The organism is Kitasatospora sp. NPDC088134 (genome assembly GCF_044741705.1).
Lineage (GTDB): Bacteria > Actinomycetota > Actinomycetes > Streptomycetales > Streptomycetaceae > Kitasatospora.
On record NZ_JBIUTD010000027.1, the window covers coordinates 23,200 to 44,178 of the forward strand.

General features: G+C 70.5%; 19 protein-coding genes. 8 read left to right on the forward strand and 11 right to left on the reverse strand.

Annotated features, from left to right (window positions below; genetic code table 11):
• The first annotated feature begins 54 nt into the window (after positions 1 to 54).
• Positions 55 to 483, forward strand: coding sequence for a hypothetical protein (locus tag ACIOHG_RS30585; RefSeq protein ID WP_400955416.1), 429 nt, complete (start codon positions 55 to 57; stop codon positions 481 to 483).
• A 181-nt stretch (positions 484 to 664) separates the two neighbouring features.
• Here ACIOHG_RS30585 and ACIOHG_RS30590 read toward each other — a convergent pair whose 3' ends face one another.
• On the reverse strand, positions 665 to 2,455 hold the full coding sequence (locus tag ACIOHG_RS30590) for a hypothetical protein (RefSeq protein ID WP_400955418.1): 1,791 nt from the start codon (positions 2,453 to 2,455) through the stop codon (positions 665 to 667).
• A gap of 1,039 nt (positions 2,456 to 3,494) precedes the next feature.
• Here ACIOHG_RS30590 and ACIOHG_RS30595 point away from each other — a divergent pair.
• The gene (locus tag ACIOHG_RS30595; RefSeq protein WP_400955420.1) at positions 3,495 to 4,532 is read left to right on the forward strand and encodes a hypothetical protein; all 1,038 of its coding nucleotides are present in this window, start codon (positions 3,495 to 3,497) and stop codon (positions 4,530 to 4,532) included.
• A 187-nt stretch (positions 4,533 to 4,719) separates the two neighbouring features.
• Here the strand turns inward: ACIOHG_RS30595 and ACIOHG_RS30600 are convergent, their stop codons facing one another.
• The 4 genes from ACIOHG_RS30600 to ACIOHG_RS30615 all read right to left on the reverse strand — a co-directional run bounded on the left by ACIOHG_RS30600 (position 4,720) and on the right by ACIOHG_RS30615 (position 8,903).
• On the reverse strand, positions 4,720 to 5,409 hold the full coding sequence (locus tag ACIOHG_RS30600) for a hypothetical protein (RefSeq protein WP_400955421.1): 690 nt from the start codon (positions 5,407 to 5,409) through the stop codon (positions 4,720 to 4,722).
• A gap of 275 nt (positions 5,410 to 5,684) precedes the next feature.
• The gene (locus tag ACIOHG_RS30605) at positions 5,685 to 6,356 is read right to left on the reverse strand and encodes a hypothetical protein (RefSeq protein WP_400955422.1); all 672 of its coding nucleotides are present in this window, start codon (positions 6,354 to 6,356) and stop codon (positions 5,685 to 5,687) included.
• 192 nt (positions 6,357 to 6,548) lie between these two features.
• Positions 6,549 to 7,064 carry a transcriptional regulator gene (locus ACIOHG_RS30610; RefSeq protein ID WP_400955424.1) on the reverse strand — a complete coding sequence of 172 codons (516 nt, stop codon included), beginning with the start codon at positions 7,062 to 7,064 and terminating at the stop codon, positions 6,549 to 6,551.
• A gap of 66 nt (positions 7,065 to 7,130) precedes the next feature.
• Positions 7,131 to 8,903 (reverse strand): helix-turn-helix domain-containing protein, encoded by a 1,773-nt coding sequence (locus tag ACIOHG_RS30615; protein WP_400955426.1) that lies wholly within the window; start codon positions 8,901 to 8,903, stop codon positions 7,131 to 7,133.
• Between the two features lie 187 nt (positions 8,904 to 9,090).
• Here ACIOHG_RS30615 and ACIOHG_RS30620 point away from each other — a divergent pair, with 187 nt between their 5' ends.
• Positions 9,091 to 10,032: a hypothetical protein gene (locus tag ACIOHG_RS30620; RefSeq protein WP_400955427.1), complete on the forward strand. Its 942-nt coding sequence runs from the start codon at positions 9,091 to 9,093 to the stop codon at positions 10,030 to 10,032.
• 128 nt (positions 10,033 to 10,160) lie between these two features.
• Positions 10,161 to 10,391, forward strand: coding sequence for a hypothetical protein (locus ACIOHG_RS30625; RefSeq protein ID WP_400955429.1), 231 nt, complete (start codon positions 10,161 to 10,163; stop codon positions 10,389 to 10,391).
• A 20-nt stretch (positions 10,392 to 10,411) separates the two neighbouring features.
• Here ACIOHG_RS30625 and ACIOHG_RS30630 read toward each other — a convergent pair whose 3' ends face one another.
• From ACIOHG_RS30630 to ACIOHG_RS30650, 5 genes are all read right to left on the reverse strand, one after another.
• A complete protein-coding gene (locus ACIOHG_RS30630) occupies positions 10,412 to 11,422 on the reverse strand; it encodes a hypothetical protein (RefSeq protein ID WP_400955431.1) in 1,011 nt (336 codons plus the stop codon).
• Between the two features lie 210 nt (positions 11,423 to 11,632).
• The gene (locus ACIOHG_RS30635) at positions 11,633 to 12,184 is read right to left on the reverse strand and encodes a hypothetical protein (RefSeq protein WP_400955432.1); all 552 of its coding nucleotides are present in this window, start codon (positions 12,182 to 12,184) and stop codon (positions 11,633 to 11,635) included.
• A gap of 86 nt (positions 12,185 to 12,270) precedes the next feature.
• On the reverse strand, positions 12,271 to 12,645 hold the full coding sequence (locus ACIOHG_RS30640) for a hypothetical protein (RefSeq protein WP_400955434.1): 375 nt from the start codon (positions 12,643 to 12,645) through the stop codon (positions 12,271 to 12,273).
• A 188-nt stretch (positions 12,646 to 12,833) separates the two neighbouring features.
• Positions 12,834 to 13,118, reverse strand: coding sequence for a hypothetical protein (locus ACIOHG_RS30645; RefSeq protein WP_400955435.1), 285 nt, complete (start codon positions 13,116 to 13,118; stop codon positions 12,834 to 12,836).
• Positions 13,119 to 13,643: 525 nt separating this feature from the next.
• Entirely contained in the window at positions 13,644 to 13,856 is a 213-nt protein-coding gene (locus ACIOHG_RS30650; protein WP_400955436.1) for a hypothetical protein, read from the reverse strand.
• Between the two features lie 162 nt (positions 13,857 to 14,018).
• On the opposite strand from ACIOHG_RS30650, the gene ACIOHG_RS30655 reads away from it, so the two are divergent.
• From ACIOHG_RS30655 to ACIOHG_RS30670, 4 genes are read left to right on the forward strand one after another with little or no spacing between them, the layout of a single operon-like run.
• Positions 14,019 to 15,611 carry a site-specific integrase gene (locus ACIOHG_RS30655; RefSeq protein WP_400955437.1) on the forward strand — a complete coding sequence of 531 codons (1,593 nt, stop codon included), beginning with the start codon at positions 14,019 to 14,021 and terminating at the stop codon, positions 15,609 to 15,611.
• A complete protein-coding gene (locus ACIOHG_RS30660; protein ID WP_400955439.1) occupies positions 15,608 to 17,341 on the forward strand; it encodes a hypothetical protein in 1,734 nt (577 codons plus the stop codon). Before ACIOHG_RS30655 ends, ACIOHG_RS30660 begins: the two co-directional genes overlap by 4 nt.
• Positions 17,338 to 19,557 (forward strand): integrase, encoded by a 2,220-nt coding sequence (locus ACIOHG_RS30665; protein WP_400955440.1) that lies wholly within the window; start codon positions 17,338 to 17,340, stop codon positions 19,555 to 19,557. Before ACIOHG_RS30660 ends, ACIOHG_RS30665 begins: the two co-directional genes overlap by 4 nt.
• A complete protein-coding gene (locus ACIOHG_RS30670; RefSeq protein WP_400955442.1) occupies positions 19,554 to 19,973 on the forward strand; it encodes a hypothetical protein in 420 nt (139 codons plus the stop codon). Before ACIOHG_RS30665 ends, ACIOHG_RS30670 begins: the two co-directional genes overlap by 4 nt.
• Positions 19,974 to 20,420: 447 nt before the next feature.
• Here the strand turns inward: ACIOHG_RS30670 and ACIOHG_RS30675 are convergent, their stop codons facing one another.
• Positions 20,421 to 20,954, reverse strand: coding sequence for a hypothetical protein (locus tag ACIOHG_RS30675; protein ID WP_400955443.1), 534 nt, complete (start codon positions 20,952 to 20,954; stop codon positions 20,421 to 20,423).
• Positions 20,955 to 20,979: the final 25 nt, after the last annotated feature.

Consider the following 20,979-nt stretch of genomic DNA (forward strand, 5'->3'; position numbering starts at 1 on the left):
GGCCGGGCCCTCCGAGGTCGAGCGGTTCCTCAACGAGACGGTCGAGGGCGCGTGGTGAGCCGCACGCACCTGCCCGTCGGGCCCGCGCTGACCACTCCGCTGCTGGCGATGGTCTCCATGGCCGCAGGCCGCCACCTGCAGCACTCCCACCTGGACCCCACACCCTGGGCCGACCGCTCGCGCTTCGACGCCCTGGACGTCCTCACCGGGATCTATCTGATCACCGACGCCGCGGGCCGACTGCGCTGGCTCGGCCAGGCCAGCCGCGTGGACGGCCTCACCGGGCGTTTGGACGACCACGACGCCGTCCCCGCCAAGCGGGCCGCGTTCGTCGCCGTCCGCGTACTGCACCTCGCCGACCACACCCCGGCCGGAGCCCTCGACGCCATCGAGGGCCGCTGCGCCGACGTGCTCGGCGCCCGCGGCGGGATGCGGCCGCTGCGCTGGCCGCCCTCCACGGGCTGGCTGTCGCTGGTTGCATAGCCCCCTCTCTCTCTGCGGGCGGGAGCGGAGCTGCGGGTTCTTGGATCCGACGGTTTCCACTCACCGGAAACCGTCGGGTTTCGGAGACCTTTCCGTGTGATCCGGACGGTCCGCAGACCTGCTGCTGTGGCCACGTACCTCGGCCCGGGGCACCCGCTCGGGTGTCCCGGCCCGAGGTACGTCAGGCGGCCGCCGTAGCGATCGCGCGGACTTCGCCGACGGTGATCCGCAGCGGTGTGCCGTTCGTCAGCGTGTCGCTGGTCAGGTCCTCCAGCGCCTTGCGGACGTCGGCCGGCCGCTCCTCCAGTTCCAGGGGGCGTTCGGCATCCGGGTGTTCCAGCAGCGCGTACGCGAGCGACTTGGCGAGGGTGTGCGGACCTGTACCGCCGTAGCCCCAGGACGTTTCGGTGGCCCAGTTGTCGCGCGGGTCGAGCGCCAGGAGGTCAACCCGGCCGTCCGGCAGGGCCACGAACACGGTGGAGGAAGTCGCCATCAGCACGGCGTCGTCGGGGTAGGGGTCTGCGGGAAGGCGACGGGGCTTCTCCACCACGAACTCCTCCTTCTTGGTGTCCTGCAGCACCAGGCGTCCGAAGGGGTCGTAGCCGAAGCGGAAGTGCTCCGAGGGCAGGATGTGCTCGCGCAGCTTGGCGGCACGGGCCTGGTCGGTGCCGGCCGGACCCCACCAGGAGATCGTCCCCAGGTACGCACTCTCCGCCTGGCCGATCACGCCGACGTTGACCGCCGCCGGGTCCGGGTCGTCGAACAGCTGCGGGTCCAGGTGCCGCAGCGCCGAGGTGTACGAGGCCGCGGCGGCGGCCAGCGCGTCGACGAGGACCTCGTCGACGTCGGGGGCGCCCGTCTGCAGGGCGTTGCGGCCGGCCGCGACGAGCTTCTTCACCAGGGCGCGGTGGCGCCGTAGAACGGCGGTGTTCTCCTGTGCCTCCGTCAGCTCCATGAGCACCTGCAGGATGGCGAGTTCGTCGTCGGTGGGGGTGTGCCAGCGGCGGCGGACCAGGTGGTCGCCGGGGTGGGTCCGTTCGGCGGCCCGCCGGTAGTCGCGCAGGACGCGGGAGGCCGGCCCGGCGAGCAGCGCGGCCGCCGTGTCGAAGGCGCGGGCGGCCGTTGCCGCATCGGTGGCGGCCCAGTCGGCCAGCGGCCGCAGTGCGGCGGGCACTTTGCCTTCGAGCAGGGCGTCGCTGGTGGCGACCAGGGCGGTGATGTGCCGCATCTGCGTGCGCAGGCCGTCGGGGTCGAGCTCGACCTCGACGGGGCGGTTGCCGGAGGCGAGCGCGGTGACGGTGGCGGCGGTGTAGGTGCGGGGCGGGTAGTCCAGGTCGGGCATGCGGCCCAGCAGGCGCACCAGGTCGGCGCGGGAGATGGTCAGCCACCGCGGCCGGTCCAGCCGACCGTCCCACAGCCCCCCGCCACCTCCCCTGTTGAGCAGCTGGCCCAGCAGGCCCTCGCCAGCGCCCTCGGCGGCCGGGAAGCGGAAGGAGACGTAGTCGATCTCCCCCTGGGCGGAGCGCGAACCGGGAAGATCGTCCTCGCTCTCCGGCGGGAAGAAGTGGAAAAAGTAGGCGCGCCGGGTCTCCGGCCCCAGGTAGGTGGCGGTGATGGTGGTGGCGATCTCCTCGGCCCTGTTGACGATGGTCATCAAGGACTCCTCGATCGCGCCGTACATCACCACGGTGCGCGCCTGGCCACCTGCCGTTCCGCGCCAGATCCGGACGTGGACCTGCAGCGGCGGCTCCTGGGCGTAGCGCGTGCCGAACTGCATCACTTCGTCCACGGCCAGTACCAGGGGCCGGTCCGGAGGGGCGACGGAGGACCACACCGGCATCGGCAGGCGTTCCCCGTCCGCGGTACTCGTACGGTGCAGGCGGATGTCGTCCGCCCGCCAGACCTTCTGGCCGCGCTTGCCGAGCTTGGCGAACGGGCCGGGGAGCCGGCCGTCCTCGACCAGCTGGTCCACGCGCTGCCGCGAAATCCCGAGGGCCTCGGCAACATCTGCTGAGCCCCACAACTCCTCCAATGCCAACGATCTCTCCTTGCTTCCGTAGTGAGTAGAACGAATTGACGAACCGTCATCGCAAGACTGAATCTACCAGGCTCTTGCACTGAAGCAACCCCCTTTGTGTGCGGAGATGGCGGCAAGCAAAAAATCATGACGCCCTCGCCGGAGCAACCACCGGCAGGCCGCCGGACCGAGGATCCTGAAGAGGCAGGCCACCAAGGCGGACGACATCGGCCCACCACTGCGCCGACGCGTTCGCCACGTCCCTCCGCCCGGGCAGCCCCCCGCGCCCCTCCGTCCGGACGACAACCGGATCCACCCTCGCCGCGCGGCGGGCACAGCACCCGACGCGAGGACTTCCACCCGACGCCGCGGGCATCCCGCCGCCGGGACCGGACGCCGACTGCGCTGCACGCTGCGGCGGGCACTGCCGGCCCCGGTCCAGCGAACACCTCTCCCCCGGCGGCACGGTCGTCCGCACCACCTGGCACGAACCCGCCCGCCCAACGTGGGGAGCGCAGTCACGGCCGCCCACATGCTGTGCTGCTGCTCGACCCCCGCGGCCAGGCCGCGGCGGCGGCCCGGCAGACCACGGAGCAGCAGCGGCTGCCCGGCGGCGCCCTGGCCGCCAACGTCTGCCGGCAGCCGCGCCGGCATCGCGCCCAACGCCCGTACGGCAACCACCCTGACCCTCCAGGCACTCCCCGTCGGCACCGGGCTGCGCACCACCTGCACCGACGGGCATCCGTTCGTCTCCACCCCGGCTTCCGACTCCCCGTACCCGGGGCCGGGCCCACCACCGGCGTTCCCCGACCGGCACCTGCCGCCCCAACGTCGCCCGGCTGTTCCTGCCCGGCATACGGCGTAGCGACCCGGGCAGGAGCAGCGCGTCGCCGCGGGGCCGGCGTACTTGCCCGGTGATGTGGTGGCGGCTGGGCCGGAAGGCGGCCCGCCGCTCCAACGGGCCGACGGCCGCTCGGCGGCCTACCGTCGAACCATGAAGAGGGTCTTCGTCCTGGGCGCCGGTTTCTCGCGGGCCATCAGCGACGCAATGCCGATGCTCAAGGAACTCGCCAACCAGGTGATGGAGTCGGACCCGGTCAGAGCGGTGGGGATCACCAACGGACCGGAGCTGTACGGGGGCAACGTCGAACGCTGGCTGTCCGCCCTGGCCGACCCGGGCCCCTGGAGGTCCCGGGCCGAGGCGCTGCGCGACCGATCCGACTTCGCCGCAGTTGCGGAAGGCATCGCCGAGGTCGTCTCGAAGGCGGAGGCGAAGGCCGCTGCAGAGGACTGCCCGCCCTGGCTCGCCACCCTCGTCCGCTACTGGAACAAGCACCAGTCCACGGTGATCACCTTCAACTACGACCAGCTGGTGGAACTGGCCTACGCCACGGTCTACAAGGACGACGAGCGGGGCCGGGGGGACGCCCGCGATCTCCACCTGATCGCCCTCACCCCGGCGGACGCGCGCGTCGGCAGCGCGCCGGGCGCGTGGCCGTCTGCCGCATTCGGCCTGCTCAAACTGCACGGCTCCCTGTCATGGTGGTACTCCGGCCTCGACGGACATCCCGGCGAGCCGATCTACTTCACCCGGTGGAGCGGCGCGTTCAAGTCCGGGATGCACGACGTGCTGGCGGCTGACATCGGCGACCTCACGGCCGACATGGTTCCGGTGATCATCCCCCCGGTGGCGACGAAGACGCCCTACTACACCAGCCACTTGCTCACCGCGCAGTGGCGCAAGGCCGCGAAGGCGATCTCCGAACTCGGCGAGCACGACGAACTGGTCCTCATGGGCTACAGCCTCCCGCCCACCGACCTCACGGTCGGGGACCTGATATCCAGCAGCCTCCCGGTGCACCCGATCGCCATCGTTCCCGTCAACCTCTGGAACCCCGCGCTGGCACCGGCGAAGGACCAGGCCCTGATCGTGAGAAACCTGCGGGGCCTGCTCCCCCGACGTGCCGACGTCATCACCACCTACCTCGGTACGGACCCGATCCCGGGCTGGGTGGCGGATCACGCCTCCTAGAGGCTCCGGGCCGGGGAGCGTCCCGCGGTGTGCCGGCCGCCGTTCATCGGAGGAGGCCGGACCTGCGATGTCAGCGCGAGAAGGACGGCACCGGCGAGCCCTGGAGCGGCAGCCGGCCGTCGATGTGGTGGACGGTCAGGCGGACCGTCCCGCGATCAACCGGCTGCCGCAGGAAGAAACGGTGCTCTCACTCGGGCTCCTCGACTGCGGCGGACGGTGCGTCCCGCATCTTCTGCACCAGTTCCCGCATCTCGCCGGTGACCTCGGACAACTCGTGTGCGGGCCGGTACTCCCCGACAACCTCGGCCCGGGCCAGCGCCTTGCGGACGACCTCGGGAAGCGTCGTCGAATTGCTCCCCGCCGCCCGGTAGAGGTCCTCGTTCTCCCTCTGCAGGCGTTCCAGATCCTGCAGACGTTCCACCAGCTTGCCGTACAGCTCCTGCTGGGCCTTGCCGGTCTCGTACGGCGCGCAGCTGAGCTCGAACAGGTCCTTGATCAGCGAAGTGCAGACCCAGAGCTCGCCGGCGAGCACGTGGTCGACGTCTTGGAGATCGACGACCCCCGAAACGGCCTGGGCGGACCGCCACACCTGCTGGCACCTCCTCCAGACATGCTGGAGAGCGGGGACGTCTTCCGGGAAGTCTGTGGTGGTGTCGAGGCCGTGGACACGGAGCCCGTGGTATTTGGGGATGTCGTCGATTGTCCTTATGGCCCTCTCCCCCAGGGCGTCAATCGCCGCGCGCCGGCGCCGCCAGCGTCCTTGCTCCGTCCAGCCCGGAGTTTCCTCCAGGCGCGGCACCCGTTCCTCGGGCCGCACATCGGGGGCGTAGAGCACGTCCGGGTAGTGCTTGGCAGACCAGATGTAGATGTGTTCCACGGCGTTGGGATTCCTTACCGGCTGAATCGGGAGCATCGGAAGTCTCGCAGAGAGTCCGCTGTGCGTCCCTTCGGGTCCACGTTCGTAGCGAGGGCTGATCATCACCCGAGATCGTTATGACGCGATGCGGTACCCGCGGTGGACGTTGATGGTGATCTGGGCCGCGTTCGCTGCGGCGGCGGTCCGGCCGCCAGGCGTGCACGGCCCGGTAGTAGCAGAGGCGGCTGTTGGCCGAGCTGCGTCCGGCAGGCTGAAGGCGAGGCTGCTCCCCGCCGTCAGGGTGTCCGGGTGGAGCGGGCTGCAGCGAGTTCGGCGTCGAGGTCGGTGGCGTAGTCCTCCAGGGACTGGCACAGTCGGGCGGTGGTGTCCAGGTCCAGCGGTGCTCCTCCGCCCCGCCAGTGCCTCCAGAGGTGGGCGATGCCCCTCACCATGGCGGTCACCTGCTCGGCCGGGAGCAGCAGCTGGCCGTCGACGTGGTGGACGGCCAGGCGAACCGGCTCCCCGTCCTCGTCCAGGGGTTGCCGGTACTCGTCCTCGACGCGGGGCTGTCCCTCCGGCCGGGTGGGGAGTTGGGCTGTCCGAGGGGTCAAGGCACGGGCGAGCGAGCCCTCGCGTTCGGCGACGCGGGCGGCGGCCCGTTCGGCCAGCTCGGGGCGCAGGGACGGCGACTGCGGCGGGACGGTGATGCCGGCAGCGGCTGCCTCGAGACGGGCGCGTTCGGCTTCGACGAGCAGCCGCTCTTCGACGGCGGCGGCACCGTCCATCCACCCCTGGCCGTAGTCGTCGCTGCGGCCGTCGGGGCTGTCGAACATCGCCGACTCCGCTGCGCTGGCGGCCCAGTCGAGGACGTCGAAGTCGTTGCGGGCGGCGGCTCCGGCGGCGTAGTCGAGGGAGTGACCGGCGTCCATGAGGTGCTGCGCGAGCTGGATGCGGCCGTAGCCGTTCATCGCTGTTGCTCCGATCCGAAGGTGGGGACAGTCAGTGAGGTCCACCGGGGTGGTGAGCGGCCTGCTGTCGGCGAGGGGGCTACATCGGGCAGGAGCGGTTCCGGCCCGGCTTCTATCGCTGTCCGCTTGCACAAGCGGGTCGGGAGCAGCCGCGTATGCCGCTGCTCCCGACCCGACTGGACGGCCGCTGGCCTACACGCCGAACCCGACCGCGCTGACGAAGGTGTAGCTGTCGTAGTCGCTGTCCAGCTCGTTGAGGATCTCGTCCCAGCAGATGTCGAGTGCGTTCTCGTCGCCCTCGGCCCAGGCGTCGACGATGGCGTTCCACAGGTTCCCGCGGATGTTCTTCCGCCGGATCTGGATGTCCCGCTTGTACTTCTGCTCGACCTGGCGCTGGTCCACCGGGTAGATCTCGATCTCGGTGCCGTTGCCGTCGTCGTTCAGGCGGTCCTTGAACTCCTTGGCGAGGTTGCGGCGCCGGTAGTCCCAGTAGGCGGCGTCGATCTTCTCCAGGTTGCCGCGCTGCGGGACCGTTTTCTTGTTGATCCAGTTGTCGACCGTCTCCGGCTTGACCGTGATTCCCGCGCGGGCCATCGCCTCCCGGCCGCCCTTGCTCTTGGTGAGGTACTTCAGCCGGGCGGCGAGTCCTCGGGCCGTGGTGACCGGTGATTTGATGCCGGTGACCGCCTGCTCCAGGGTGATGGCCATGGCGATACCGCCAGGAATTCCCCGGGCCTTGTATCGGCCGAGGTCCGTCCACCTGCCTGCCATTTACTATTCACCCCCTACCGAAAAATCGGATTCCTTAAGCTTCACTTCGGTGACCTTCCTTCCTTCGGTGAACACCGATCGCCAGTCGCCGACGACGTGGATTTCGTCGGTACCCTTCATGGCCACAAGATGCACACCTGCAAGGTGCAGCTTGTGACCCTTGAGCCACAGGTTGGCGAACGCCTGCGACCGGATGATGTGCATCCAGTCGGGGCGGTGGAGTTTGCGCTGCGCCCCGCTCTCGCCCATGGTTGAGACGAATTTCGAATACATGTCCTTGACGTATTCATACGTCAGATCGTCGCCTGCGTCGATCGCCTCCTGGCGGGCTTTAGTCAGGACGACTCGGAATTCCTCCAGGAGGTTCTCGCTGGCGTAGGCGGTGTACGACTCGTGGATGATCGGCTTCTCGCAGAGGCTGCCCATCCTGGGCCCCGCGAGGCGCAGCAGCAGGCGCAGCGTGGAGCTGGTGATCCAGATGGGGCCCGGTTCGTCGCGGTTGCCGATGGGGTTGGGCAGGTGGGGGTGATTCCAGGTCGGAGGGGTGATGAGGTAGAGGCCGGCGTGCTTGGGGTCGTACGTGCCGTCGGGGTTGTGGTGGAGCTGACCGATCGGCAAGTGCACCTTAAGGGCCGACAGGTAGGCGCCGTTGATGTCGAGTCGTTCGACGAGTCGGCGCTCCCCCGTGCGGAGTTCGGCGATGAGCGCCTCGTTCCGCCAGTTCGGGCGGGCCTCCCAGACTTGGTCGGACTTGCCCTGGGCGGGCTGGCGCAGGATCTCCAGGCTCGGGGGGTGCGCGGTGTGCTGGTACCGTGCGCCGACCCGGGAGCGCAGGAACAGCGCTGTCACGTCGACCACCGACTTCTTGGTGAGGGCGGTCAGTGCGGGCCGCACCTCGCCCTGGTGGCGGCGCGCCTCCTCGTCGACCCGCTTGTGGATCATGCCGAGCAGTTCGGACTGCGAGGCGGGCAGCTCGACGGTGGCGGGCTTCTCCGGCCGGTTTTCCGGGCCGGTGGAGGCGGCCCCGGCGGCCGTCGGCGAGCACATCCCGCCGAGGTGGCGGGGCTCGCCGCCGATCCGCTGCCGGGTGGGTACCCCGCAGCGCAGGCACGGGGCCTCGTCTGCCTGCACCGGATTCCCGTCCGGACCGAGGTCCAGGTCCAGGTAGCGCTCATCCGGGAAGGAGACCCCGGTGGGCACCGGGTCGGGCACGGGGGCCGGTGCGGCCGGGGCGGGCTGGGTGGGTGCGTCCTTCGCCGGAGCCGGTTCGGCTGCGACCGGTGCCGGCGGCGCTTCGGCGGGCTCGGGCTGCGCCGGCGCTGCTTCGGCAGCCGGCTCCGCGACGGCAGCGAAGTCGGGCGGCAGGTAGGTGGCGACGAAGTCGGTGAGCGGGATTCCGAAGTGCTGGATCAGGAACCGCTCGGAGACGGTCGGGGCCCGGCGGCGCGCCTCGGGCAGCAGTTGGTACGCAGCGAAGGGGCCCGCGAACAGAGCGACAGCGGGGATCTCGTAGTGAACGGCGACCTGCTCGCAGTCACCGAGGGTCCAGCCGGTCTTGCCGTCGAGGCGGCGGCTGATCTTCGAGCGGTCGAGGCCGATCCCATCGGCGAGCTTCGTGATGGACTCGCCGGTCCCGTCCAGCAGGGCCTTGATTGCCAGTCGTACGGATTCCTCCAGGCCGACCGGCTCCTCCGAGTCCGGCTCGCGGGGGGCGATCCCCGGTAGGCCCGCGGCAGCTGTAGCAAGCGCGCCCATCGTGCGCATGGGTGAAGTCATGGTGCCATTATTGCATTGCCGTGCATTAAATGCAACTCCGTGCATCTTATGTGTATCCGTGTGATTTATGCACGGACTGGCAGTGGGTGGGCAGTTCACTCGAAAGGGTCAACTCGTCCGGGACACCACAGGGCGGCCGATAGCCTGCTGCCCACGCTGGCCGCGCGACGCCGGCCCGAGGATGTGGGTGCGCAGCATGCTGGAGCGGTGGGACAAGAGCAGCGAACGACGGCTGCTGCGGGCGGTCGATGCCGCCACCGCGCTGCTGTCGGAGGGGGTTGGCCCGGTGGGCCTGACGGTCCTCCAGCGGCTCCTGGCCGTCGTGTTCGAGGCCGGCGCGGGCACTGCGGACGCGGCCCGGGAGCTCCAAGTGGCCGGCGACATCGTCAACACCCTCTCCTACGACGAGCCGTGGGAGGAGGCGAAGGCCCGTGCCTGGCTGGCCGACGCGCACCTGCAGCGTGCCGCGCTGCGGGCGACGGCCGCCGGAGCCGACCCGGTCCAGGCCCGCGCCGAACTCGAGAGCCACCGCTGCTGGGAAGTCCACCGGCTCGACGCGCTGGCGCGCCGGCTGCGCCTGCTGCACGCCGCCTCCGGCCAGAGCGCGAAGTGGCTGGCCGACACCGCCCGGGTCGAGTACCACCACATCGCCCGGTGGACCGCGGGGCGCACCCGTCCCGACGCCCGGCAGCGCACCGCCCTCGCCCGCACCCTGGGCGCCGCGGCCGGCTGGTTCAACGTCCAGCGCGACTCGGTACCGGACATCGACCTGTACCGCTCGGTTGCCGGGTGCCCGTGCGGCACCGGGGCCGACCGGTTCGCGCTGGGCCCGGTGAACGGTGCGACGCTCAAGACGTCCTGGACGAGCCAGGGCTGGTACTGCGTCGGCTGCGGCACTCCGTGGATGTCCGAGAACGACAACCGGATCTACGCCGTACCCGCCCTCGCCCCGGCCGGCGGGGAGCTGAAGTTCCTCGCCGTGCTCGACACGGTCAAGAACCCCGCCGCCTGCGGACCCGAACTCGCCCTTCCGTGGCCGTCGGCGCACTGGACCGCCCCCGCAGGACTCCACCGGCGCGGCGCGGCGCAGGTCCCCGCCCTCTACCGGGCGGCTCCCCCGCGCCCGTAGTGAGCCGGCCGCCGGGGTGTCGGTGGCAGGAGCCCTGCTAACACCCCGTTCTCCAGCGGAAACGGGAGCTGGCGGCCAAAAACGGCGTGTCGCCCCCCGACGTCGGCACCAGCAGGCAGGGTGGCGGCATGGCCAGACCAGGAACAGCCTTCCACCGGCGGCAGGCCCGCCCCCGCCGCACCTCGGTGTCCCCGCTGTCACCGAACGGCATCGTCGGCAAGACCGCCCCGGACACGATGCCGCCCGGGGAGCGGCCCACCTGCTGTTCGACGACGCTGACCAGGAGCGTGCTGGACGGCGGCACGGTGCTGGTACTCACCCGGCACACGGCCGGCTGCCCGGTGTGGACCGCGCGCTGAAGAGCGGTCCTTCTGACCACCTACCGGCGGCCGGGCGGCAGCGCGGCGGCCGCGGCCTCCTTGGCCGCCGTCAGCGCCTCGGCGAGCGAGAGGGCCACCGCGGAAGCCCTCTCGGCCAACGGGTCGATCTCGGCGACCGCGAGCTGGGACGCCGCCGTCCCGGCGACCAGGTCCATCAGCGCCCCGCTGCGCGCCTCCACCTGCTCCACCGCCCTGTGCTCGGCAGCGATCCGGTCGACTTCCTGCGCCTGGCGGGCGTACGCCTCCAGCGCGAGCACCTGGTCCTCGAGGGAGGAGTACACCGTGGCCAGGGCAGCCTGCTCTCCCGCCAGCAACTCCTGAAGCGTCGTCCCGTCGCTGTCCGATCGGACGGTGGCGGCGGCCTTCGCCCGGCTGTATCGGTGCAGGGACTGGGCGAGCAACCAGATCCGCTCCGGCAACTGCACGCGGTTGGCGGCCCCCAGGCCCTCCATGTCCTGCGCGTGCAGTCGGGAACACAGAACGGCGTCGGCGGCTTGCTGCGCCCGGACGAGGAGCTGGGCGGCGTCGGCGCTGAGCCAGCCCGGTTGAACGTAGTGTCCGCGGGCCTGCCCGAGAACCTTGTTCATCAGGCGGTTCCGCATCACCTGGAAGCCGACCTCCGCAACGGCGATGCATGCCCCAATGACGACGACGGCCGCCCCGATGGTCTGGAACACGTCGAGGACGGAGCGCGCCAAGGAGTCGATCTGCCCCAGACGGTGGCCGAGGTCGGTGTCGGCGGATTCCTGACGCGGTCCCAGAAGGTGCTCCGTCAGCCAGGCGCCGCCACCGCCGCAGGCGCCGTACACCATGGCCTTCAGGGATTGAGGGGGGATCAAGCTGCCCCCGGTGGCCGAGACGGTGAGGGGCTCGCCGTCGTCTATGAGCAGTTGCGGCACCGCGTCGGCCAGGTCGGCGACCGCGTGCGCGAGCGAATCGGGCAGGGCAGGGTCGAAGACCGGTCGCGCCACAGCCCCCTCGGAAGGAGATTTGTCGAGGTTGGCCGTCACGTCACAGCCCCTTTCACGTCGAGGAGTTCCGGCGCGACGGGGTGACCCGGCCGGGCAGGCCTGTACGCCCGCAGGCCGGTCGGGAGGCTGCTGCTCCGCCCCCGACCGACCTGCGGGCATGCTAGCGCCGACCACCGTCGATCAGCCCCGGGTTTCCCCGGGCACTGGAGCCGACACCCCCTGGACCCCTGGCGCGCCCGGGTCGACGTACTACTGGATGCCGACCAGCAGCACGCGGCTCAGGTACTCGTCGATCATGCTGCGGGGCCAGTCGGGAGCGGGGATCGGCATCCGCCCCAGCAGCCAGGCCCAGCCGCGGGCCTCAACCAGCCCAAGCGGCTCGTCGGCGCCCTCGCGGGCCTCCAGGACCTCGAAGGTAGCGGCCGGGGAGGCGCCCGTCGCGATCGTGTAGCGCTGGCGGCCCAGGTCGATCTCGACGCTCCAGCCGGAGCCGTGCCAGACGGCGAACTGTCGGCCGACGCCGGCCGGGCTGATGCGGTAGAGGCTCCCGGCGAGGGAGTTGCAGCACCACGCGGTCGCGCTCTCGACGTCGGCGAATGCCCACCACCCGCCCAGGGTGTCCGGCGAGATCGGCGCGAAGCAGCCGAAGACGTCGCGCCGGGCGAACGCGCCGAACCCGGTGACGACGGCCTGGACCCGGTGGCCGCGGTAGGGCAGGTCGAGCACCACGGTGCCGGCGGCAAGCGCTTCGGCCAGGTCGTGGACCGAGACGGGCCGGCCAGCGGCATCGGTGCCGGGCATACCGTGAGGAAGTGCGGGCATGGTTGTGGTCACTTCTGCACGCCGGACGGCGCGCATGGTGTTCTCCGGCTCCCCCGGGTGGCGGTTCAGGTCCTGAACGTGCTGTGGGAGGAGATGCCCCCGTAGTCGGGGCAGGTCGCGAGGGCGGCGCTCCGCAGCGCCTCGTTGACCTGCCCGGTGAGGAAAACCGCCCAGTCCAGCTCCTCCTGGGCGGCGCGGGTCTCGGGGGTGTCGGGCAGGGAAGCGCGGGCGGTGACGGCGAGTCCGGTCATGTCGGACAGGAACCGGGTGTGGTCGTGGAAGGCGGCCGTGAGCTGCTGCTGGAGGTCCGAGGGTCCGTCGAGCGGGCACCCGGCGAACCGCGAGCGGCGCCAGTTGTCCCGGTGCCGGCGCAGCGAGGCGTTGAGCTGCTGCATCAGGTCGATGGTGTTGAGGATCGAACGGCGTCGGTGGCGGAACACGGCGGGACTCCCCCTGGCGGTGTCGGTCGGTGAGTCGGTTGTGGCGTACGGACGGGCGGCGCTGCAGCGGTGGCGGGGTTGTACGTGGACATCTTGTTTGCGCCAGGGGGCCGGTGTCCCGTGTTTTGCGCTCTGCCGCACCGGAGGCCGGTGCGGCAGAGCGGGGACGCCGGTCGTCGGGGCGACGGTCAGGTGCCGTAGATCAGGATCCCGGCGGTGGCCAGGACGTAGGCGGCAGCGGCCGAGGAGGTGCTGTCCGCCATGGCGAAGGTGGCGATGCCGACGACGGCGACAGCACCTCCGACACCGCGGCGCACCAGTTGCGACTGCGGTCCTTCGACCGGGCGGAGCCAGTGGCGTACCGCGGACCGGAGGGCGTGTACAGGCCGGGACCGCCGGGGGGCGGGCAGTACCAGGATGAGCAGGAGGACGGCGAGGGCGAGCAGCGCGGCCGCTCGTAGAACGCTGGTCAACGTGAAACTCGATTCCCTTGGAACGGCGCCGCTGGCACGGCGCCGACGATGTGCAGGACGAAGGCCCGGGTGCCCGGGTGATGCGGTGGCCGTGCCGGCCGACTGTCTTGACACAGGTCGGCAGGGGCACGGCCTTGTTGAGCGGTGGCAGTGGTCGGGCGGCGAGCAGGTACGGAGCCCGACCGGGTGTCGCCGCGCTCTCGCTGCGCCCGGCCCGCCCACCGGGGCCGGCTGGGCGGGCCGCGAAGTGCCGCGGTGGTGCCCGGTGGCGGCCGCCGGTGCGGCACGGGGTGGTGAGGTGCTGCTGGTACCGGTGTCTGTCGGGGCCCGGCCGAGGATGTCTTTGCGTACGGTCTTCCGGTTCATGCCGAGGATGCCGGTCACGGCGGACTGCCTGCTTCGGTGACCACGGCTTCGGCGGGTCCAGTACGCGCGTTCGGCCGCCGTTGCTTCCTGTCGGGTCTCGGCGGCCGTGGTGGGGGCCCCCGGCGGTGCCGGGGGCCGGTGGGTGGGGCGGTGGCGGGGTCAGTTGCTGAGGAGGAAATCGGTGGTGGGCTGCCCCTCGGTGCGGGTGGCGAGGGCCGCCTGGGCCCGGGTGTGGGGGATTTCCAGGCCGAAGCGGGTGCGGGCGGCCTGGCGCAGGTCGACGATCGAGGCGGCGCTGCCGTGTTCGGCGACGGCCAGGTCGGCGGCGGCGAGGGCGAGGAGGTCTTCGCGGGAGGGACCGGTCGGTGCCACTCGCAGGAGTTCGGTGTAGGCGGTGTCCCACTGGCGGCGGACGCGGCCGCGGTCGCGGGCTTCGGAGGGCTGGGGGCGGGGTCGGCCGATCCGGCCGTGCTCGGCCGTCCAGTACCGCTTCCCTGATGCTTGGGTGTGTTCAAGCGCTCAAGGAGGGGTGTCGTGGCGGGGTGGCAAGTGGTGCTCGTGCGGGACTGGCACGTGTGGGGGCCGGTGCACGAGTCGGGGGTGCTGGGGGTCCGGGATCTGAAGCTGGCGGTGGACCGGATCGGCTTGCGACCAGGTGATCCGGTGTTTCTTCGTCCTGATTTCCAGGTGGATCCGGATCTGCTGAAGTTCGTGTTGTCCCCGGCATTCCGGAGTCTCGAACGGTCGACTCGTGAGGATTATGCGACGGATATCCGCTTGCTGCTGGACTGGCTGTGGGACCGGGGTGCGGCGTGGTGGCAGGCCAGCGAAGCTGACCTGACCGCGTACCGGGAGTGGCGGTGCGAGTCACCGATGAATCCGGAGCGGATAGGCGGCGCGAAGTGGAATCGTGAAGCCGCCGCGCTGACGAAGCTGTTCAAGTGGGGAAAGGTCCATCCGCTGCCGGTGGACACGGGCCGGAGCCAGGACCGGGCGGCGAACGCTCGGAATCGGAACGTGCGGTGGTTGACGCCGCGGACGTGGCGCCTGTGGATGGATCTGGGTCTGCGGGGTTTTCGGGCGGACGGTTCGCCGCATCCGGGCTGGGACGGGCGGACCGAGATGCGGAACACCGCGTTCGTACAGCTCGGGCTGAGTTCGGGGCTGCGCAAGCAGGAAGGCGGTGGGCTGCTGACGCTCGAACTGCCGACGCAGCGGTTGCGGCGGGGCTTGTACTCGCATGGCACGGTCCCGTGGGCGTTGACCCGCTCGAAGAAGAGCCGGGTGTTTTATGCGCGGGCGGACGCGCTGCAGCAGGTGACCGCGTATCAGGAGACGGAGCGGGCCTGGGCGGTGCAGCAGGCCCAGCGCAAGGGCCGCTATGACCGTTTGCCGGGGATGTGGCTGGTCAACGACGTGACGCGTGGCCTGAAGCCGCGGGTCACGTGGGTGGACGGGGATGGCACGGTGGGCCGGGCGGACCTGGGCCAACTGGACTGGCGGGACCGGCAGCGGTTGTTCACCGAGGGCCCGGACGGGCCGGAGCCGTTGTGGCTGTGGCTGACCGAGGAGGGTCTGCCGATGCTGCCCGACCGTTGGAACACTGTGTTCCGGTTGGCGAACCTGCGGTGCGAGGAGGAGTTGCTGACCGCGCGGGAGCGGGAGACGCCCCGGCACCTGCGGACCGCCGAGGCTCGTGGCCGGGTGCCCTGGGCGATTCCGCATGGCACCCGCCACTCCTTCGCCTTATTCATGCTGATCGTGCTGAACGACCTGGTGGAGCGCAAGTACGGGCTGACGCCGGATCAGCGGCGGGACTTCGCCAACCTGTTCGGGGATCCGTGGTGGCTGGTCGCGGAGCTGTTGGGGCACGCGGACGTGGAGACGACGAAGGAGCACTACCTCTCGCCGGTGCGGCACATGCGGCTGGAGTCGATCCTCGCGTTCGACGAGGACGACGAGACAGCCGTCGGGGCCGGGGATTCGGATGCGCGGGTGACGGGCCTGTTCGCGCGGCTGGCGCGGGAGACGTCGGGAATCCAGGACTTGGACGCGCTGATGGACCCCCACCCGATGTCCGCCGACCGTGACGCCGAGCTGGTCGGCGACGAGGAGGGGCAGGGATGAGCCCGCGCGGCCGCAAGGCGGTGCCTCCGCCGGCGGACTTCCAGGCCACACCCCGTATCGACACGACGGGCCTGCGGGTCACCGTGGTCAACAATCGGGGCCTGGGGAAGGTGTTCGACTTCGCGGATCTCAAGGTCCCGGCTCCGATGCAGCTGTCCCTGGCGACCGCGTACGCCGGCCAGTCCGCCGGCTGGAACTCCCATGCCAGCGCCAACAGCTACTGGAATGCGCTGACCATGTTCGCCACGTTCCTCAAAGCTCAGGAGCATCCGGGTCAGGATCTGGACGAACTGCCCGCACCGACGGTCGAGCTCCTGCGGCAGAACTTCCTCCAGGCGGCCGGCACCCGCATTGACCTCGCGAACCTGCGGCGTCTGCTGGGGCGCGATCCGAGGCTGGCCGGTGGGCCGGTGGCCGAAGTGCTTGCCCGGCCGGTCCGCAGGGCGCCGTCGACCCGCACCTCACTGGAGGATGACGAGTACGAGCAGGTCAAGAACGCCGCGCGCGTGGAATTCCGGGCCGGATTGCTGCGGATCCGCGAGAACACGGCCCACCTCGAGCGCTACCGCCGCGGAGAACTGGCCGAGGGCAGCCGCGACTGGAAGGTCGGCCAGGTCCTGGACCACCTCGCCGCCACCGGCGATGTCCCCCGCACCGTCCTGCCGAACAGCGCGCGCTCGGTGACCAACCCACGGTTGCTGGGCGGGAAACATCCGCTGCAGACGTGGGGGCGGCTGTTCCTGACCCGGTCCGAGATCATCGCGCTGGCGGTGCTGATGACCGCTCAGTGGGGTTGGAACCTGTCGATGTACCACCGCGTGCCGGTACCAGTGCGGTCGCCGTCGGCCGGGGAGAGCGGCGTGATCACCTACCAGGTCCAGGTCGAGAAGCACCGCGCCCGGGAGGGACGCTGGTGGGACACGGAGAACATCACCGACTCGGGGGCCGGCTCGGACGGGCGCCTGATCACACAGGCGCTGGAGGCCACCGCCCATGCCCGTGCCCTCGTCGCCCGCCTCGCTCCCGGCACCGACCTGCTTATGACCTACCGGATGACCCAGCTGGGCAGGGACCACAGCAACCACGACCGCTCTCAGCCGGTGGGCCCCATCGGCTTCGGCATCACCAGTGATGACGCCACCGCGTGGCGGAAGCGGCACGGGCTGGCGAGGTCGCCGTTCCAACCTCTTCGCCGCACCACGGTCGTCGAGGACGGCTGGCCGCTTCAGCACAAGCAGAGAACGCACGAGAGTGTCTACGTCCTGCCGGATCGGCGCGTGCAGAAGCGGTCCCGGACGGTCATCGCCGCCGGCGCCTGGGAGGCCCTTCAGCAGGCCCGCGACCTCACCTTCAAGGGGCGCCTCGCAGACGGGCCGGACGTCGCTCACCAGGAGACCGTCTCCGCCGACTGCGCGGACGAGAAGACCAGCCCCTGGCCCGCGTCCGACGGCGGCTGCGGAGCCGGCTTCCTGGCCTGCCTGGGCTGCGAGAACTCCCGTGTCCACACCGGCCACCACCCCCGCCTGGCCGTCCTGCGCCAGCAACTGCTTTCCCTGCGGGGCGTCTTGCCCGGCCACCACTGGGCCACCCGGTGGGAGGAGTTCATGCACCGCTTGGAGAACCTGCGAGAGCGGGTCGGCGAGAACACCTTGGACCACGCCGGCCAGCGCGCGACCGAACGCGACCACATGATCGTCAACCTCCTCCTGAAGGGAGAACTGGACCGGTGACCAGCCCCGATCTCGCCTTCGCCGAAGACCCGTACATCCTGCGCGCCCCGCTCCCCGACGACTTGGTCGTCCTGCCGCACCGGATCAGACCCGGCAACACCCGCGCCAACAACCGCGTCCGCGACGACATCTGGTCGCTCGGGCCGCTTATCGACCGGCCCGGACAGGTCCTCAACCGGATCCACTGGAAGAACTGCCCCGCACCGCTGCGGAAGGAGTTGACGACCCTGGCATGGACCATGCTCAACGGCGAGCGCCGCCCGACCACGGTCCAGCAGGCGGGCAAACGGGGCACCCTCTCCACCTACAGCAACGCGACCGCGCGGATCTGGATGTGGATGAGCTGGGCCCGCTGGCTGCAGCGGCAAGGGGTGCAAACACTCGCCGACGTCACCGGCGTGCACTGGCAGGCCTTCGCCGACACCCTCCGGTCGAGGGGAGTCCGCCGCCGCACGATGGAGAACTACCTCTCCTTCCTGTCGGAACTGTGGGAGTTCGACCAGCTCACCGCACTGCCCACAGGAATCCTCCGGCCGCCGTGGGACACCGAAGGCGTCGACGACTACCTGCCCGAAGAGAAGCAGGAAGGCGGCCGGGAGAACACCACCGAACCGCTGGCCCCGAGTGTGGTGGGCCCGCTACTGGTGTGGGCGATCCGCTTCGTCGAGGACCTCGCCGACGACATCCTCGCCGCCTGGGACGAACGCACCCGCATCGCCAGCCGGGCACACTCGAACCCCGCCACCCCCGAAGGCCACGCCGCCCTCCACACCTACGTGCGGAAGCTGCTGGCCGATGGCGCCCCGATACCCACCGCCACGATCCGCGGTCAGACCGGTGCGGCCCGCCTCTACATCGCCGACCTCACCGGCGCCAGCCTCCAGCAGGTGCACCGGGCCTTCACCAGTTACGACCTGGCCAACGTCGCCGCCCAGCGGCCCGGCCCATGCCCGCTGACCACGCCGGTCACCGGTCTCATCGAGGGGCGGCCCTGGCGGACCCGCATCGACTTCGGCGAGGCCGAAGCCCTGTGGCGCCATCTGGGCACAGCCGCCACCGTGATCATCATGTATCTGACGGGCATGCGTCCCCAGGAGGTGCAGGCGTTGCGCTCCGGGTGCTGCCCCGACCCCGCCCCGGACTCCGACGGCACCAACCACCACCTCATCAACAGTGAGGTCGCCAACCCCACGGACAACGAGAACCCGGTCACCGGCGAGGCCGGCGAGGACGCTGAGGAGCCTCATCTGATCACCGGCCGGCACTACAAGTCCGTCAGGGACGACGACGGAAACCACATCAGCGCGGGCGAGATCCGGACCGTTCCCTGGGTGGCGATCACACCGGTGGTCAACGCCATCCGCGTCCTGGAACGCATGGTGCCCACCGGCGAACTCCTGCTCAGCTCCACCCACCACGACACTCGGCAGCGCACGAGGACCGGCAGCCTGGCCCTGTCGGTGCTCGCCCGGCGAATCGAGGACCTCGTGGCCTGGATCAACCGCGAGGCCACCGTTCAGGACTTGCCGGGCCAGACGGTCCCCGCCGACCCGCACGGGGCGATCAGCACCAGCCGCTGGCGGCGCACGCTGGCCTGGCACGTCGCCCGCCGCCCCGGCGGGCTGGTGGCCCTGGCGATCCAGTACGGGCACATGCGGGCCTTCCTCGACGCCCGCACCTCCGCTGGCTACGGCGCCCGAGGCCGGCGCGGCATGCACGGCGTCCTCGACGTGGAGACGGTGCTGGCCACCGCCGACGCGGCCGCGAACCTGCGCGACGCCGCGGCCGCCGGGGAGCGGATCTCCGGCCCGGCCGCCGGCCGGGCCCTGGTCGACGCCGCCGACACCCCGCGCTTCGAAGGCGCCCTTCTGACCGCCCGCGCCACCCGGCAGCTGAACCAGATGCGCGGCCACCTGCTCTACGACAACCCCGACAGCTTCCTGATCTGCGCGTTCAAGGAGGACAACGCGCTGTGCGGGCCGGACGCGGGCGCCATCGCCCCGCTGCCGTTCGCCTGCCAGACCGGCTGCGGCAACGCGGTCCGCACCGACGCCCACGCCCAAGCCGCCCGCCACCACGCCGACCGACTCGAACAACGCGCCGCGTACGTTCCGGGGCCGATGGCCAAAGCCCTGCACGCCGCCGCCGCGAAGTGGCGTGGCGTCGCCGACACCCACGACGCCACCGCCCGAACCGCCCAGGAGATCCTCGGATGAACCCCGACCAGGCCGCCCACGCCGCCGAACGCGAACGGATCAAGGAGGCCATCGACCGCCTCCTAGCCGGCGCCCCCGCCCGCTCCAGCGGCAGCCTCACCGTCGAGGGCCTGGCCATCGAAGCGGACGTCCACCGCATGGCGCTCTACAAGCGCCACTCCGACCTGCGCGAGCTCTTCAACGAACGCGTCCGCACCGAGACCCGGCAGATGCCGGAGAGCGAGAAGCGGCTCCGCAAGGACAACGCCACCCTGAGGCAGTCCCTCAAGGACGCCCGCGCCGCCGAAGCGGAAGCCAGGTGGGCCTTGGAGCAGACCGTCCTCGCCGCGGCCGTCCTCACCTCCGCCTCGGACAGGCCCGAGAGCGGCGGCGGGAAGGACGGGAACGTGATCCCCTTCAGGCGGCCCAGCACCTGAGCTGAGACCGTAACAATTCGGCCGTCCAGTCCCGGCCGTGAGCCAGGACTACTTCTTGGAAAGGCCCTTGAAGTCGCCTTCTGGGGCCTACCAGGCGGATTCGACTCAGTCGTCCTCAGAGAAGAAGTCGTCAGCGTCGCCTTCAATGACAACCTCATCAGCGTCACCCGTCGGGGCCGCCGATTCGAACTCATCAGAGAGGCTGTCCGTGCCCACCCCGACTACGTGGCAGAAGGAACATCCACAACCAATTCCGCGGTCTCGCCTTCAGCTGATCCCCGCGGTTCTGAGGCTGACCACACAAGTCGGCACGCAGGGCCCGGGCTGGGTCAGGCCGGGCCCTGCACCGGTACGGAGTGATATGGGGCGGCTGGGTTCAGGCAAGATGCTGTGCTGCGGAGTGGACTATCTCTGCGGCGAGGCGAGCCGCCCTGTTCCGCGGATATATCACTGGTAGCCGTTCCAGTAGTCCTCCGTGCCGGGGCACACATGATAGGTGTTGGTAGCCCACACGGCCCGGCCTCCCTGCCAGATCACGAAGTTGCCGTCAGCTTGCAGTACGGCCCAGCTGTCGCTGCCCGCCCAGGCGTGGGCATCCCATTCCGGCCTGTATTGGAACGCAGTGCCACTGTTGGCGTAGTACGTGGCGAGGTTCCCGTCACTCCAAAAATTCAACTTGTGACTGGTTGGATTGAAGAAGGTGTTCGGCGAAACCACTCCTGATGCCCAGACGGCTTGGCCGTTGTTGATCCACTTTCCGTAGGCATTGGTTCCGCGGTTGAGGCAGTAGATGACGAGATTGCCGTCATCTTGGTAAGAGAGCTTCTCGTCCTCGGTCCACCAGGTGGTCGGGCCGGTTTCGAGGCCGGTGTGGAAGCTGGACTGGTGCTGGCACTTTGCTCCGTTGGCACCTCCCCAGTAGTTGCACACGAAACTGGTGGCGGATGCGGATGGGGCGCCGGAGATGCTGATGCCGACCATGAGGCCCACGGTCGAGGCAAGGGTC